This window comes from Mesorhizobium sp. Cs1299R1N3, assembly GCF_037179625.1.
GTDB lineage: Bacteria > Pseudomonadota > Alphaproteobacteria > Rhizobiales > Rhizobiaceae > Mesorhizobium > Mesorhizobium salmacidum.
On record NZ_JAPYKQ010000009.1, the window covers coordinates 1 to 14,371 of the forward strand.

General features: G+C 64.7%; 14 protein-coding genes and 1 tRNA gene. 7 read left to right on the forward strand and 8 right to left on the reverse strand.

Annotated elements, in window-relative coordinates:
- On the forward strand, positions 1 to 896 hold an 896-nt coding region (locus O7B34_RS19415; RefSeq protein WP_337147592.1), incomplete at its 5' end, for an IS256 family transposase.
- A 169-nt stretch (positions 897 to 1,065) separates the two neighbouring features.
- Here O7B34_RS19415 and O7B34_RS19420 read toward each other — a convergent pair.
- The 3 genes from O7B34_RS19420 to O7B34_RS19430 all read right to left on the reverse strand — a co-directional run bounded on the left by O7B34_RS19420 (position 1,066) and on the right by O7B34_RS19430 (position 4,067).
- Positions 1,066 to 2,436, reverse strand: a complete 1,371-nt coding sequence (locus tag O7B34_RS19420) for a sensor histidine kinase (RefSeq protein WP_337147593.1) — start codon at positions 2,434 to 2,436, stop codon at positions 1,066 to 1,068.
- Between the two features lie 47 nt (positions 2,437 to 2,483).
- Complete coding sequence (locus tag O7B34_RS19425; protein ID WP_337147594.1) at positions 2,484 to 3,167, reverse strand: winged helix-turn-helix domain-containing protein; 684 nt, start codon at positions 3,165 to 3,167, stop codon at positions 2,484 to 2,486.
- Positions 3,168 to 3,272: 105 nt separating this feature from the next.
- Positions 3,273 to 4,067 (reverse strand): COG4705 family protein, encoded by a 795-nt coding sequence (locus tag O7B34_RS19430; RefSeq protein ID WP_337147790.1) that lies wholly within the window; start codon positions 4,065 to 4,067, stop codon positions 3,273 to 3,275.
- A 223-nt stretch (positions 4,068 to 4,290) separates the two neighbouring features.
- Here O7B34_RS19430 and O7B34_RS19435 point away from each other — a divergent pair, with 223 nt between their 5' ends.
- Positions 4,291 to 4,923: a methyltransferase family protein gene (locus O7B34_RS19435; protein ID WP_337147595.1), complete on the forward strand. Its 633-nt coding sequence runs from the start codon at positions 4,291 to 4,293 to the stop codon at positions 4,921 to 4,923.
- A gap of 31 nt (positions 4,924 to 4,954) precedes the next feature.
- Here the strand turns inward: O7B34_RS19435 and O7B34_RS19440 are convergent, their stop codons facing one another.
- Positions 4,955 to 5,440, reverse strand: a complete 486-nt coding sequence (locus tag O7B34_RS19440; protein WP_337147596.1) for a hypothetical protein — start codon at positions 5,438 to 5,440, stop codon at positions 4,955 to 4,957.
- A gap of 219 nt (positions 5,441 to 5,659) precedes the next feature.
- Here O7B34_RS19440 and O7B34_RS19445 point away from each other — a divergent pair, with 219 nt between their 5' ends.
- Together O7B34_RS19445 and O7B34_RS19450 are read left to right on the forward strand one after the other, a co-directional pair.
- The gene (locus tag O7B34_RS19445) at positions 5,660 to 6,025 is read left to right on the forward strand and encodes a RidA family protein (protein ID WP_337147597.1); all 366 of its coding nucleotides are present in this window, start codon (positions 5,660 to 5,662) and stop codon (positions 6,023 to 6,025) included.
- A 31-nt stretch (positions 6,026 to 6,056) separates the two neighbouring features.
- The gene (locus tag O7B34_RS19450) at positions 6,057 to 7,292 is read left to right on the forward strand and encodes an amidohydrolase/deacetylase family metallohydrolase (RefSeq protein WP_337147598.1); all 1,236 of its coding nucleotides are present in this window, start codon (positions 6,057 to 6,059) and stop codon (positions 7,290 to 7,292) included.
- Between the two features lie 191 nt (positions 7,293 to 7,483).
- Here O7B34_RS19450 and O7B34_RS19455 read toward each other — a convergent pair whose 3' ends face one another.
- Entirely contained in the window at positions 7,484 to 9,274 is a 1,791-nt protein-coding gene (locus O7B34_RS19455) for an NAD(P)/FAD-dependent oxidoreductase (RefSeq protein ID WP_337147599.1), read from the reverse strand.
- A 568-nt stretch (positions 9,275 to 9,842) separates the two neighbouring features.
- Positions 9,843 to 11,087 carry a Xaa-Pro peptidase family protein gene (locus O7B34_RS19460; RefSeq protein ID WP_337147601.1) on the reverse strand — a complete coding sequence of 415 codons (1,245 nt, stop codon included), beginning with the start codon at positions 11,085 to 11,087 and terminating at the stop codon, positions 9,843 to 9,845.
- A 286-nt stretch (positions 11,088 to 11,373) separates the two neighbouring features.
- Here O7B34_RS19460 and O7B34_RS19465 point away from each other — a divergent pair, with 286 nt between their 5' ends.
- The gene (locus O7B34_RS19465) at positions 11,374 to 11,574 is read left to right on the forward strand and encodes a DUF2934 domain-containing protein (RefSeq protein WP_337147602.1); all 201 of its coding nucleotides are present in this window, start codon (positions 11,374 to 11,376) and stop codon (positions 11,572 to 11,574) included.
- Between the two features lie 134 nt (positions 11,575 to 11,708).
- Here the strand turns inward: O7B34_RS19465 and O7B34_RS19470 are convergent, their stop codons facing one another.
- Positions 11,709 to 12,287, reverse strand: coding sequence for a type 1 glutamine amidotransferase domain-containing protein (locus O7B34_RS19470; protein ID WP_337147603.1), 579 nt, complete (start codon positions 12,285 to 12,287; stop codon positions 11,709 to 11,711).
- 190 nt (positions 12,288 to 12,477) lie between these two features.
- A tRNA-Gly gene (locus O7B34_RS19475) sits at positions 12,478 to 12,552 on the reverse strand.
- 210 nt (positions 12,553 to 12,762) lie between these two features.
- On the opposite strand from O7B34_RS19475, the gene O7B34_RS19480 reads away from it, so the two are divergent.
- A complete protein-coding gene (locus O7B34_RS19480; protein WP_140717896.1) occupies positions 12,763 to 13,260 on the forward strand; it encodes a prolyl-tRNA synthetase associated domain-containing protein in 498 nt (165 codons plus the stop codon).
- 84 nt (positions 13,261 to 13,344) lie between these two features.
- On the forward strand, positions 13,345 to 14,352 hold the full coding sequence (gene trxA, locus O7B34_RS19485) for a thioredoxin (protein WP_337147604.1): 1,008 nt from the start codon (positions 13,345 to 13,347) through the stop codon (positions 14,350 to 14,352).
- Positions 14,353 to 14,371 lie beyond the last annotated feature (19 nt).

Genomic DNA, 14,371 nt, shown 5'->3' on the forward strand with positions numbered 1-14,371 from the left:
TGGTGGCGACACTGTCGGAAATGTATGTGCAGGGCGTGTCGACCCGAAAGGTCAAGGCGATCACTGAAGAGCTGTGCGGTCATGCCTTCTCGGCCTCATCGATCTCGGCCATCAACAAGCGCCTGGACGAGAGCCTGAAGGCGTTTGCCGAACGCCCGCTTCAGGAGCCTTTTGCCTACCTTATTCTCGATGCCCGCTACGAGAAGGTGCGCGAAGCCGGCATCGTCATGAGCCAGGCGGTGCTGATCGCGGTTGGCATCGACTGGGACGGCCGGCGTCAGATCCTGGCTGTGGAGATGGCCAATCGCGAAAGCCGCTCGGCCTGGAGGGACTTCCTCGTCGGCTTGAAGGCGCGCGGCCTCAGGGGCGTCGAGCTGGTCGTGTCCGACGATCATGCCGGCCTGGTCGCGGCGATCGGCGAAGTCATCCCGGAAGCGGCATGGCAGCGCTGCTACGTCCACTTCCTCAGGAACGCGCTCGATCATCTGCCGAGGAAGCACGGCGACGACTGCCTGCAGGAACTGCGCTGGCTCTACGACCGGCGCGATCTCGCCGAGGCCAAGGCCGATCTCGCCGCGTGGCTTGCCAAATGGTCGGGCCGCTACCCACGACTGACGACGTGGGCGGAGGAAACCATCGAGAGCACGATGACCTTCTTTCGCCTGCCGCGCCAGCATCACAAGCACCTGAAGTCCACCAACATGCTCGAACGGCTCAATGAGGAAATCCGCCGGCGCACCTATGTCGTGCGCATCTTCCCCAATGCCGAAAGCTGCCTGCGCCTGGTCAGGGCATTGGCCGTCGAGACCAACGAAAACTGGATGGAGGCCAACCGATACATCAATATGGACGATCTGCGCGAGCACAAAAAACTCGCTCTACGCCAAGCCGCATGACCAGCACCATGGCCGCCCAATTTTGCAGAACTTGACGCACACAACCGCCGGTGTATCGACGTGATCACAGATCGACAGGTCGGCGGGACAGCACCCCCTCTGCCTTGCCAGTCATCTCCCCCGCAAGCGGGAGATGGGCCGTTACACCGGCTTTCGCCAACTTCCGAAGTTAATCCGTCGCCAAGGGAAAACTCACCACCACGGCCAGCCCAGGCCGGCAGTCCTCGAGCGTGATGGTCGCGCCGTGCAGGTCGGCGATGGCCCGGACTAGGCTGAGGCCGAGACCGCTGCCCGGCGTCGACCGGCTGTGGTCCAGCCGGTAGAGCCGCTGAAACACTTTTTCGCGCTCGCCGGCGGGAATGCCGGGGCCGTTGTCGGCGACGCTGGCAAGGACGCGGTCACCCTGGCGCGTCACCGACAGTTTGATCGAGGTGCCGGGCGGGCAATGGCGCAGCGTGTTCTCCACCAGATTGGCGACCATCTGCGTCAACAGTTCGCGATCGCCGTGGATCCGGCCCGTCGTCTCCTCCAGAAGCGGCGGTGACAGCGACTTGCCGTCGTCCTCGGCCACGTCGGTGTAGATCTCGGCGATGGTCCGCAGGATCTCGCCGAGATCGAGATTGGTGAAACGCGCCTTGCGCGCACCGGCCTCGATCTGCGCGATTCGCAGCAACGCGTCGAAGGTCTCGTTGATCTGATGGCCTTCCGTGCGCGCGTCGGCCAGATCGTCGGAGACGTCCTGGTGCCGCGCGGCCTTGTCGGCGGCGCCCTCCAGGATCATCTGCAGGCGGTTGAGCGGCGTCTTAAGATCATGCGCGATGTCGGCGCTGACCTGCTTCATGCCTTCGACCAGTGCCGACAGGCGATCGAGCGCGGCGTTGACCTGGCTGGAGACGATGTCGATGTCGTCGCCCTTGCCGGTCAGCGGGATGCGGGTGTCGAGCCTGCCATGCGAAACGTCGACCATCGTGGCGGCAATGCCGTCGAGACGGCGCTGGACGCGCGAGGCGAGCAGGGCGCCGCCGGTGACGGCCAGGCCGGTGATGATCAGGGTCGCCCAGCCGAAGCTCATCAGCATGATCGTCTCCAGCTCCTCCGTCTCGGAGAGGCTGAAGGCGATGGTCAAAGTGTTGGCACCCAACGAACCGGAATAGGCGCGGTATTCGGTGCCCGGCGGCAGGCCAGGCATCTCGGCGCCGAACATCGAGAACCCGTCGGGAAGCCCAGCGGCGGTGAAGTTGCCGGCGATACGGTTGCCGGTTGCGTCGGTCAGCGAAAAGAGCTGTGCCTTCATCAGGCTGCGCGCGGAGTGGCTTTCGACGGTCTCCACCAGCTCCTTGAGATCCTTGTCGGCATAGGTCGCGGCGATGACGGAATAGGTTTCCTTGATGGTGTCGTCGAGCTGCTCGGCAAGGTCGGCGCTCATCATCTGGTAGACGATGGCGCCCGCCAGCACGAAGGCCAGCATGAACAGGAAGGCGAACGTCAGGGCAAGCCGGAACGGCGTGCTGCGCAGCAGGCGGGTCCAGGTCGCCGTCATGGGAAAGTCGCGGTCATGGGAAAGTCGCGGTCATCGGGATGTCGCGATCACTGGGAGAGCGGCGCGTGCAGGCTGTAGCCGGTGTTGCGGATGGTGTGGATGAGCTGGGTATCGAACGGCTTGTCGACCTTGGCCCGCAACCGGCTGATATGGGTCTCGACGACGCTGGTCTTGGGATCGAAATGAAAATCCCAGACGCGTTCCAGAAGCATGGTGCGGGTGATGACCCGGCCTTCGCCGCGCATCAGCACCTCGAGCAGGCTGAACTCCCTCGGCTGCAGGTCGATCGGCTGGCCGTGCCTGACGACGCGGCGCATGATCAGGTCCATCTCGAGATCGGCAACCCTGAGCACGGTCTTCTGCTCCTGCGCGGCCGGCCGCCGGCCAAGCGCGTTGATGCGGGCAAGCAATTCGGAAAAGGCGAAGGGCTTGACCAGATAGTCGTCGCCGCCGGCCTCGAGCCCCTCTACGCGGTCGTCTATGCCGCCGACGGAGGTGAGGAAGATCGCCGGTGTGCGCACGCCCGCGGCGCGGACAGCCTTGACCATCGACAGGCCGTCGAGGCCCGGGATCATCCGGTCGGCGACGATCACGTCGTAGCCGCCGCTGGTCGCGGCGAAAAGTCCATCATGCCCGTTGCGCAGGAGGTCGCAGACATGGCCGGCCTCGGTCAATCCCCTGACGATGTAGTCCGCCGTCCTGTGGTCGTCCTCGACGAGAAGTAGCCGCATCGCTGTTCCGGTTGATTGCCGATATCGGGGACAGGCTATCACCGGCACGGGTCCGTTCCTAGGATGGTCGCAAGGCCGGCTGCCGCCGCAGCGCCCGCCGGCTGCTCAGTCCGATTCCAGCAGGATCTCGTCGGCATCGCCGGCGGTTTGCCTCAGTGTCATGGAGAGGACCAGGGCGATGATACAGCCGAGGAAGATCAGGCTGGTGAAAATGGTGCCGAAACCCAAACCGCCATATTCGGCCGGCCGCGACAGCCAATCGCCGAAGGAGGCACCCAGCGGACGCGTCAGTATATAGGCGAGCCAAAAGGCCAGGACGGCGTTCAGGTGGATGAGATAATAGGCGAGCGCGATGAGCGCGACCACGCCGCCGAACAGCAGGCCCGTGGCCAGATAGCCCATGTCGAAACTCTCGGCGACAAGATCGCCGGCGGCGGTGCCGAGCGAGAAGGTGAACAGGATCGCCAGCCAGTAGAAGATCTCGCGGCGGGTGGTGAAGATGGTGTGGATCGAGAGCGTCCGCTCGCTCGCGTACCAGACCGCGAACGTTGCCGCGAGCACCACCGAGAAGGCAATCGTGGTGGTCTGCAGGCGCACGCCGAAATTGTCGACGAGGTTGTCGGTGACCAGCGTGCCGACGACGCTGATCAGCACCACCGCCAGCCAGTAGGCCCAGGGCACGTAGCGTTTCCGCGCGAACTGCAGGACGAGAGCGACGATCAGGACGCCGGTCATGACCAGCGAGGTGACGGTCAGCCCGAGACCGAGGTTGACGGCGAGATAGTCGGCCGCCGTTTCGCCCATCGTCACCGCCATCAGCTTGATCAGCCAGAAATCGAGGCTGACGTCGGGAACCCGGTTGGGGCTTGGTGCGGCGGGGGGTGTGTTGGGCGCGAGCATGGCTGGTGTCCCGATGTCGATGTTGCGGCGGCTGTCCGGCATCCGGACAATAGGCAAGCGACTTCACTCCAGCCTGTCTGGCGGCATACAAATTCGTAAGGATGGCTTTGCCTGGCGCAAAAGGCCTTTACGAATGCCGCGAGGTGCGCTGACCGCCTTGTATCCGCCATCAATGGCGTGCCCCAGTGGCCGGGCTCGTAGAGAGCACCCCAGGAAAACACCAATGACCTACGCCTCCCTCAAGCCGGTTTCGAAGGCTTTCGTCCAGCGCAAGCGGCTGATTTTCACCCGCGTCGCGGCAGTGCTGGCGGTGCTGCTGCTGTTCCTGACCAAGCCGGCGCTCAGCGAAGGCTCGAACGGCCACGAGACGCTTGAATTCCTCGGCTTCTGCCTGGTGCTCGCCTGCGTCGCCGGCCGGCTGTGGAGCATCCTCTATGTCGGCGGCAAGAAGAATGAGGAGCTGGTTTCGGCGGGCCCGTTCTCGATGACCCAGAACCCGCTCTACTTCTTCTCGACGGTCGGTGCGATCGGTATCGGTCTGCTCTATGGGTCGCTGGTGGCGGCCGCCGTCCTCGGCGTTGCCAGCTTCCTGATCTTCCGCGTCACGGCGCGCAAGGAAGCCGAATATCTCCTGGGCAAGTTCGGCCCGGCCTATACCGCCTATATCAAGGCCACGCCCCGGTTCTGGCCGAACCCGCTGCTCTACCGCGACAGTGACGAGCTGCAGTTCTCGACGCGCGCGCTGAAGCGCACTTTTTTCGACGGGCTCTATTTCCTCGCCATCTTCCCGATCATCGAACTCGTCGAGTATCTCCGGGAAAGCGGACTGCTGCCGGCTTTAATCACGCTCTACTGAGCGCCAGCACGGTAATCAGCCGGCGCCTCGGCTAGCCGCCCAGCGGATAAGGCATGTAGCCGACGAAGCCGGCTATCTTCCAGCTCCCGCCGACCTTCCGGCAGAAATACAGCGTCTGCCATTTCAGCCGGTCGACGCTGCCATCCGCCTTGGCGACGCTGCCGTCGAACTTCTTGTGCAGCACCGCGCGGTCGCCGTCGACATCGATGTCGCGCAGATTGGTGACGCGAAACAGCGCCTCGCGCAGCGGCTCGGCGAATTTGGTCGCCGCCGTCTCCTTGGCCTGGCGCAGCCACTCGTCGCGATAGATCTCCAGCCGCGGGAACTGCAATCGCCAGGCATCGGCGTTGGCCAGGAAATGCGCGTGCATGCCGAAGAAGCTTTCGGCGACGAAGTCGTTCTCGACCATGGACCAGTCCTGGCCGATGAAGGCGTCGATGTCGCGCCGCACCAGCATCTCCCACAGCGCGTGGCGGTCGGCGTCACCGGAAGGAAACGGGTTCTTGTCGAAGGTCATCGTCGGGGCTCCGGTCTCGCAAGGGCGTCTCTCCGTCGTGGCGTCGAGCCCGTCCGGCAGCGCGCACGATGCAAGCGCTTCTGTAATAAAGCAACACGGATTTCGAGGAATGTTGCTTTCCAACAAGGGCCCTATCGGGATCACCCCGATCGCGGTAAATCTCGTCCCGAAGCGGGCGCCGCCTCGGTGCCTTGCCATGTCACCGGAGGAGGCCATCCCTTGCCCAAGCAGACTTTTGGAACATCCCACGTGCCGCTGTCGCCCGCCGTGCGGGCCGGCGACTTCGTCTTTGTCTCGGGCCAGGTTCCGGTCGGCGGCGACGGCATCGTGGTCAAGGGCGGCATTGCGGAACAGACCGAGCAGGTGCTCGCCAATGTGAAGGCAGCACTGGCGCTGGCCGGCTGCACGATGGACGACGTGGTCAAGACCACCGTCTGGCTGGAGGACGCGCGCGACTTCGGCGGCTTCAACGCGGTCTATGCCAGGCACTTCCCGAAGAACCCGCCGGCGCGCACCACGGTCGAATCGCGGCTGATGATCGACATCAAGATCGAAGTCGAGGCCGTCGCGTACAGGCCGGCCTGAAAGGCAAAGTAACAAGGCGGAGGGCATCTCCATGCAATTCGACCTCCTGCTGAAGGGTGGACGGCTGATCGATCCGGCGTCCGGCGTCGACGCGCCACGCGATGTCGCCATCGCCAATCGCCGTGTCGCCGCCGTCGACGCCGATATCCCCGTGACCAGCGCCGCGCAGGTGGTCGACGCGACGGGCTGCATCGTCGCGCCCGGTCTGGTCGACCTGCACAGCCACGTCTATTGGGGCGGCACCTCGCTCGGCGTCGATGCCGACAGGCTCGCCACAAAAAGCGGAACCACCACCTTCATCGATGCCGGCAGCGCGGGTGCGGGCAATTTCCTCGGCTTCCGCCGTCATGTCATGGAGCGCTCGAAAGTGCGCATCCTGGCCTATGTCAACATTTCCTTTGCCGGCATTTTCGGCTTTTCGCAGACGGTGTCGGTCGGCGAATGCAGCGATCTCCGGCTTTGCGAACCGCGCGAGGTGGTGGCGGCGGTGCGCGAGCACGCCGACGTCGTCGTCGGCGTCAAGGTGCGCTCCGGCAAGCATGCCGGTGGCACCAGCGGCATCGCGCCGGTCGATCTGGCGCTGGAAGCCGCAGACAAGGCCGGGCTGCCGCTGATGGCGCATATAGACGAGCCGCCGCCCGGCCGCTCCGAAGTGCTGCCGCGCCTGCGCCGGGGCGACATCCTCACCCATTGCTTCCGGCCGTTCCCCAATGCGCCGGTGTTCGCCTCCGGCATGGTGCGGCCCGACATGCGGCTGGCGCGCGAGCGCGGCGTCATCTTCGATCTCGGCCACGGCATGGGCTCGTTCGATTTCGACGTCGCCCGCGCCATGCTGGCCGAAGGGCTGGCGCCCGACGTCATTTCGAGCGACGTGCATCTCTACTGCGTCGACGGGCCGGCCTTCGACATATTGGTGTGCATGTCGAAGCTGATGGCGCTCGGCATGCCGCTGGTCGAGGTTTTGCGCGCCGCGACGCAAGCGCCGGCACAGGCGATCGCGCGGCCCGATCTCGGCACGCTGGCGGTCGGCACCGCCGGCGACGTCGCCGTCCTGCGGCAGCGTCCGGGCCGCTTCACCTTCATCGACGCGGTCGGCGCCTCGCTGGTCGCCGACCAGCGGCTGATGTCGGAAGGCATCGTCATCGGCGGCACCTGGTGGCCGAACGAGGCGGCGAACGATGTCAGCGAGACCGAGCGTTTCGAAGCGCATGCCGCGCATAGCCATGTCGAGGTCGCGGCCCGGCATTTCGGGCATAGGCATGATTAGCCGATCTCCCCCCTCGTGGGGGAGATGCCCGGCAGGGCAGAGGGGGGCGCGACGGAACGCAAACCCTCGTAATCCTGCGACGGCAAGAACCTGCCCGAAGCGCGCTATCGCAATTGATTGAGAGGCTGGCAGGACAGCGCCCCCCTCTGGCCTGCCGGCCATCTCCCCCACGCGGGGGGAGATCGGCAGCTTCACCGTGGCGCGTTGCTGACCGCCCCATACACCGGCGTCTCGATCCCTTCCATCCGCGCCTTGATCTGCAGCGCTACATATTTCGAATAGAACCGCGACAGGGCCAGGTTGCCGCCGTGGAACCACAATGCGTCCTGCGCCGTCGGTTTCCACATGTTGCGCAATTCGCCTTGCCAGGGGCCGGGGTCGCCCTTGACGCCGGAGCCGAGGCCCCAGCACGGGCCGACCTTGTCGGCGACCTCGCGCGAGACGAGAGCGGCCACGTTCTCGTTCATCGACTGGTAGCCGGTGCAGGCGATGATGGCATCGGCCTCGATCTCGCCGCCGTCCTCGAACAGGATGCCCTTGGCTGTCAGCGATTTTACCGCGACGCCGCTGCGGATGCCGATCTTGCCGTCGATGATGAGGTCGGACGCGCCGACATCGATGTAATAGCCCGAGCCGGTGCGGTAGGCCTTCATCAAAAGGCCGGTCTCGTCGTCGCCGAAATCCAGCGCGAAGCCGGACGCGGCGAGACGCTCGTAGAAGGCGGCGTCGCGCGCGCGGATGACGTCGTAGAGCGCGCGCTGGCCCTTGGGCACCAGCGCGAACGGCGTCGAGGCGACGATCATGTCGGCCTTTTCCGTGGTGATGCCGCGCGCCAGCGCATCCTCGGAGAAGATTTCGAAGCCGACCTGCATCAGCGTGTCCGACTTCACCACGGTGGTCGGCGAACGCTGGACCATGGTGACGTCGGCGCCGCTCTCCCAGAGGTCGACGCAGACATCGTGCCCGGAACTGGCCGCGCCGATGACGGCGACCTTTTTGCCGCGGAATTTCTCACCGCTGGCATACTGGCTGGAATGCAGCAGCTCGCCCTTGAACTGGTCCGCGCCGGGCAGCTCGATCTTGCGCGGCGGACCATAGGCGCCGGTGGCGAAGACGATGTGCTTCGGCTTCAGCGTGATGCGCTGGCCGGCGCGGTCGACCACTACGGTCCAGACCTTCTCGCCCTCGTCGTAACTGGCGCTGAGGCACTTGGTGGCGGCCCAGTAATTCAGCTCCATGACGCGCGTGTACATTTCCAGCCAGTCGCCCATCTTGTCCTTGGGCGTGAAGACGGGCCAATTGTCGGGGAACGGAATGTAGGGCAGATGATCGTACCAGACCGGATCGTGCAGCACGAGCGTGCGGTAGCGGTTGCGCCAGGAATCGCCGGGCCGTTCGTTCTTCTCGATGACGATGGTGGGCACGCCGAGCTGACGCAGCCGTGCGCCGAGCATGATGCCGCCCTGGCCGCCGCCGATGACCAGGCAATAGGGTTGCTCGGAGGCGCCAAGCTCGCGCGTCTCGCGCGCCCGCGCTTCCGACCAGGTTTCGCGTTCCGGGTCGGCCTTGTGGCGCACGCCGAGCGGCCGCGCCGCGCCCTTGCGCTCCTCGAACCCTTTCAGGTCGGTCATCGCCGTGAACAGCGTGCGGCAGCGGCCGTCACACAGGCGCATGATGCCTTGTCCCGTGGCCACCGACGTTTCGAAGGTGAACCAGGCCTCGATCGTGCCTTCGTCCGAGGTCGCTTCACCGGAAAGCTGCCATGCGGCGGGCCTGGTCGTCGCCAGCGTCGACTTCAGCATATCGGCGATGGCGTCGCGGCCTTCCATGGTGGTGACGTTCCAGGTGAAGGTCAGCAGGTCGCGCCAGTAGCAATCGTCGACGAACAGGTTGGCCGCCGCCGATACGTCGCCGAATTCAAGCGCCTGCGAAAAGGAACCAAGCCAAGCGGCCGCCTGTTTGGATGGTGACATTTCGAGCATCTGTCTTCTTCCCTCTTCCTTTCACAGTGCGCCGCCCGGTCTTCCCTTCTCCCCTTGTGGGAGAAGGTGGCCTCGCGAAGCGAGGTCGGATGAGGGGTGCTCCAGGGAACACCAGCGTCTCACTCCGCTGGAACACCCCTCATCCGTCTCGGCGCTGTCGCGCCGATCCACCTTCCCCCACAAGGGGGGAAGGAAGAGGCGCCGCGCCCGCCTCTCTGGCAGCTCCGGTCATGAAGTCGATCTTCCTTAGCCCGCTTTCGACCCGATTTCTTATCATGTCTGTACGCTGTCGTTCCATGCACCCGGCACCGTTGCAGCCGATGCGTGCCCAGGCATCACCGCCGAGTTCCGTGGCGCCCCCCTCTGTCCTGCCGGACATCTCCCCCTCAAGGGGGGAGATTGCTTGTCACGACCGCCTTCGCCAATTTTCGACGCTGCAAGAAGAGAAGCCGGCGCCGAAACCGCCAATCTCCCCCTTGAGGGGGGGGAGATGCCCGGCAGGGCAGAGGGGGGCGCCGTAGAGTGCTGCCTCGCAATGGGCAACGCAAGCGCGCCAACCCCTGCCTTCCTATCCAATCACCTCCAGCCGCCTCGGCAGCCGGTTCATCACTACCGGTCCATCCGGCGTGATCAGGAACTGGTCCTCGAGATTGAAGCTGGCGAGGCCGTCGATGTAGAGCGGGATCTCGAACGCCAGCACCATGCCGGCCTCGATCGCGATATCGCTATCGGCGGCGATGAACGGCCATTGTTCGGAAAAGACCGACTGGCCGACGCCGTGGCCGAAATGGCCGCGACGATAGAAGCGCAGGCCTTGCCGCGCCAGGCTTCCGGTGGCGACGCGGTGGACATGGGCGAGCGTATTTCCGGGGACAAGCTCGGCCAGACCATCCTCGAAGGCGCGCTCGGCAATGGCGTGCAGCGCCGCTTGATCCGCCGAGGGCGGGCCGAAGGTGAAGTTGCGCGACATGTCGGAGGCGTAGCCGCCGACCGTGCAGACCATGTCGCATTTCAGCGGATCGCCAGCCACGGCCCTGGCGTCGGCGCCTTTGGCCCGGGCGCCCAGCGTCACATATTCGGCCGTGATGACCGGATGAGACAAGCCGGCCGCCGCCGTGGCGACGCCTTGCCGGTAGAGCGCGACGAGGTCGCCCTGGCGCATGCCGGCCATGGCGTCGACCTGCAGCCGCTCCAGCCCGGCTTCGGACAAGATGATGCCTTGCCGCAGGAGGTCGATCTCGCGCTGCGACTTGACGGCGCGCAGCCGGTCCAGCACGGACGACCCGTCGACAACAGGGCAATCCGGCAGCAGCGCCTGGATGGCGGCAAAATCGGCGGCGGGAATGAAGTCGAGGTCGAGGCCGAGCGTGGCGCGCTCCAGCCCGAAATCGATGAGCATGGCTTGCAGCTGGCGCACGGAGCCAGCGAGATCGAAGGTGGCGGGACGCGAGAAATCCGGCGCGCGGTCGAGCGAAGCCAGGCCGGCCTCGATACGCTCCGCCAGGGCAAGCCCGGAAGATCCTGTCCCGACCGGCGCGGATTCGATCCAGATCGGGTGCGAACACACAACCATCTCGGGCGCGGCGGTCCGCAGTTGCGCGGCGTTGAAGTCAGCGACCACGACGCCGATCGGCAGGTCCTGTCTGGCCGGGATGACGACGAAGCCGGCGCCGGCGCGGCGGAACAGGCCTGCCGGGCCGATCGACGCGCCGGTCGCATAGTGGAAGGCCTCGGGCGCGCAGAGCACCAGCGCCGCCATGCCGGCGCGTTGCATCAAATGCGTGGCTCGCTGGCGGTCGACAAAACCCGTCATGAAACGTCTCCGTATGCCCCAATCGGCAACGGAGCACCGCGGGTGCGGACAATCAAGCTGGTTGCTTGATGATATTGCCACCTCGCCTCGACCAACAGCTGGACCTTGCTGGTGCACCAGGCGTCGGTGCGCAAGGTGGAGCGGACGAAGAGCGCCTGAAGGCAAGAAGCGCATCGAATCGCGGACCTGGATGAATTGTTCGACTTGGCCGAGTTTGACGACATCCGGATGGAACATTTCAGACGCTGTCCGGTTGCTTCCTCAGGAAATCCAGAGGAACACGGCCATGGTGATCAGCCAAGAAGAACGTGTCGCGCATATCAGGAAGCGGGCCCACCAACTTTGGGAACGGGAAGGCCTGATGCCCGACCGTGAAAAGGCCTGCTGGGACAAGGCGGTCGAGGAGTTCGAGTCCGGTAAACTGGCCGCAGGACGAAAGCAGGCTGGTGCGGATGCCGCCGGCGACACGTCGGGTGCCAAACACTGACACGCCGGTAGACGTTAGAGCGGTTCAGCGCCCGATTGAGATCGGCGACCGCTCTAACTCTTTGTTTATACGCAATTCCGGACGGAAGTCGTTAAACACGTTTCCTGGAATTGCTCACTTTTCCTGGAATTGCTCTAGGCCGCCGCCCGCCTGTCATGCCGGCCTTCCCTGATTTCCTCGGCGAGCTTGTCGCAGAATGCATCGAGGTCGCCGGGGTTGCGGCTGGTGACGAGCCCCTGATCGGTCACGACCGCGCTGTCTTCCCAAAGACCGCCGGCATTGACTACGTCGGTCTTGACCGACTTGTAGGAGGTGATGCGGCGGCCTTTGGCGATCCCGGTCTCGACGAGAAGCCAGGGCGCATGGCAGATCGCGCCGACGACCTTCTTGGCGGACCAGAAGGATGTGATGAAATCCAGAGCCTTCTGCTCGACCCGCAGCAGGTCCGGATTGATGACGCCGCCAGGCAGGACGATCGCATCGTAGTCATCCGCCCGTGCTTCGGCCAAAATCTTGTCGACGGGGACGGTCCGGCCCCAATCCTTGTGATCCCAGCCCTTGATCTCGCCGCCTTCGAGCGAAACGACGTCCACTTGCGCGCCCGCGGCGCGCAGTTTCTTCAAGGGGATTTCCAACTCGGACTGCTCGAAGCCGTTGGTTGCCAGAATGGCGACACGCTTGCCGGAAATATCTTGTACGGAAATGTTTGGCATCGTCTTCTCCATCTGTCGGTTGATGGAGGCTAACGAGGCCTGGCGGGAAGCGTTCCTCCTGTAATTTTATGTGATTTTCCGGGAGATGATGGGCAGGTTTCGGACGACCCGCCTAGGCTGTTGGCCGCCAGAAAGCGAAAAAGCCGCGGCGAACCGCGGCTTTTCGATGCTTGATTCCCTGGGAGGAAATTGGAGCGGGTGAAGCGATTCGAACGCTCGACCCCAACCTTGGCAAGGTTGTGCTCTACCCCTGAGCTACACCCGCTCACACGGCGTCTAGGCCGCAAGCCGGGCCTATATGGCTGAAGAGCGCGGCGATTGCAACAGGGAAATAGCAGGCTTTTTGCAACTCTCGAACGATGCCGGCAAACCGTCCGCGACGCGCCGATTTCATCGCTCCTTGCGCGACGGCCTTGTGTAGGTCGCCGCATTGGCCGTAAACGGCAAGGCCAAGAAACGGACGAGAAGACGATCGATGCCGAAGACCGAAGCTGAACTGATGGCCTTTCTTGCCGAACTCGGCATCGCCGTTTCGACGATACGCCATCCGCCGCTCTATACGGTGGCCGATTCGCAGGCGCTGCGTGGGGAAATCGCCGGCGGGCACACCAAGAACCTGTTCCTGAAGGACAAGAAGGACAATTTCTTCCTGGTCACCGTCGGCGAGGACGCGGTCGTCGATCTCAAGCAGATCCACCAGTCGATCGGCGCCGCCGGCCGGGTTTCCTTCGGCAAGCCGGAGATGCTGATGGAGCTTCTGGGCGTCACGCCGGGCGCGGTCACCGTCTTCGGTGTCATCAACGACAGGGAAAACAGGGTCAAGCTGGTACTCGACAAGGACTTGATGGACCATGCCGTGATCAACGCGCATCCACTGACCAACGAGGCGACGACATCGATCGCGGCGGCCGACCTCATCAGATTCGTCGAGGCAACCGGGCACGATGCTGCTATCTTGAAAGTCTCGGCATGATCGCCACATGGATGGCGAAGCCGATTTCCAATTGAGACATGGCGCCGAGCCGCGGGCCGGGGGCGCGACCGAAAGGGTGACGAGATGAGCGACAACAATCCGTTTGGCGGATCATTCGGAAACACTGGCGGCCAGTATGCCACCACGGTGCAGTATGGCGGAACGGCGCCGGCGCCGGCGAAGGCCGCACTTGGCGATGCGCCCGCGGGCCCTGCCGGCGGCGATGTCATCAAGGACACGACGACCGCCGCCTTCGCCGCCGACGTCATCCAGGAATCGCGCCGCCAGCCGGTGCTGGTCGATTTCTGGGCGCCATGGTGCGGACCTTGCAAGCAGCTCACCCCGCAGCTGGAAAAGGCGGTCAAGGCCGCCGGCGGCAGGGTCAAGCTGGTCAAGATGAACATCGACGATCATCCCTCGATCGCCGGCCAGCTCGGCATCCAGTCGATTCCGGCGGTCATTGCCTTCAAGGACGGCCAGCCGGTCGACGGCTTCATGGGCGCCATCCCCGAGAGCCAGATCAACGAGTTCATCACCAAGGTCGGCGGCAAGGGCAATGGCGCGCCGCCGGTGGCCGAGGCCCTGGCCGCGGCAACAGAAGCCCGCGACGCCGGCGATATGCAGGCCGCCGCCGACATCTATGACGCCATCCTGGCGCAGGCGCCGGAGACGGTCGAGGCGATTGGCGGGCTGGGCGACCTGTTGTTCGAAACCGGCGACACAGAGGGTGCCGAGGCGCTCCTGGCAACGGCGCCGGAGGCCAAGAAGGATGCACCGCCGCTGGCTGCCCTGCGTGCCAAGATCGCGCTGGCCGCGCAGGCGGCGGCGTTGGGCAATCCGGCCGAGCTCGAACGGCGCTTGGCCGAAAACCCCGGCGACCATCAGGCGCGTTTCGATCTGGCCATGATCCAGAACGCCAAGGGCGACCGCACGGCAGCCGCCGACAACCTGCTGGCCATCATCAAGGCCGACCGGAGTTGGAACGAGGATGGCGCCAGGACGCAGTTGCTGCAGCTGTTCGAGGCTTGGGGCATGACCGACGAGGCGACGCTTGCGGCGCGCCGCAAATTGTCGGCGTTGCTGTTTTCCTGAGCCGGTTATCGGTTGTTTT

What these genes read in the sequence shown, in the direction of transcription:
- O7B34_RS19420 (WP_337147593.1), bottom strand. Translation starts at nt 2,436, where the DNA reads ATGACGGCGACCTGGACCCGCCTGCTGCGCAGCACGCCGTTCCGGCTT.
- O7B34_RS19425 (WP_337147594.1), bottom strand. Translation starts at nt 3,167, where the DNA reads ATGCGGCTACTTCTCGTCGAGGACGACCACAGGACGGCGGACTACATC.
- O7B34_RS19430 (WP_337147790.1), bottom strand. Translation starts at nt 4,067, where the DNA reads ATGCTCGCGCCCAACACACCCCCCGCCGCACCAAGCCCCAACCGGGTT.
- O7B34_RS19435 (WP_337147595.1), top strand. Translation starts at nt 4,291, where the DNA reads ATGACCTACGCCTCCCTCAAGCCGGTTTCGAAGGCTTTCGTCCAGCGC.
- O7B34_RS19440 (WP_337147596.1), bottom strand. Translation starts at nt 5,440, where the DNA reads ATGACCTTCGACAAGAACCCGTTTCCTTCCGGTGACGCCGACCGCCAC.
- O7B34_RS19450 (WP_337147598.1), top strand. Translation starts at nt 6,057, where the DNA reads ATGCAATTCGACCTCCTGCTGAAGGGTGGACGGCTGATCGATCCGGCG.
- O7B34_RS19455 (WP_337147599.1), bottom strand. Translation starts at nt 9,274, where the DNA reads ATGCTCGAAATGTCACCATCCAAACAGGCGGCCGCTTGGCTTGGTTCC.
- O7B34_RS19460 (WP_337147601.1), bottom strand. Translation starts at nt 11,087, where the DNA reads ATGACGGGTTTTGTCGACCGCCAGCGAGCCACGCATTTGATGCAACGC.
- O7B34_RS19465 (WP_337147602.1), top strand. Translation starts at nt 11,374, where the DNA reads ATGGTGATCAGCCAAGAAGAACGTGTCGCGCATATCAGGAAGCGGGCC.
- O7B34_RS19470 (WP_337147603.1), bottom strand. Translation starts at nt 12,287, where the DNA reads ATGCCAAACATTTCCGTACAAGATATTTCCGGCAAGCGTGTCGCCATT.
- O7B34_RS19480 (WP_140717896.1), top strand. Translation starts at nt 12,763, where the DNA reads ATGCCGAAGACCGAAGCTGAACTGATGGCCTTTCTTGCCGAACTCGGC.
- trxA (WP_337147604.1), top strand. Translation starts at nt 13,345, where the DNA reads ATGAGCGACAACAATCCGTTTGGCGGATCATTCGGAAACACTGGCGGC.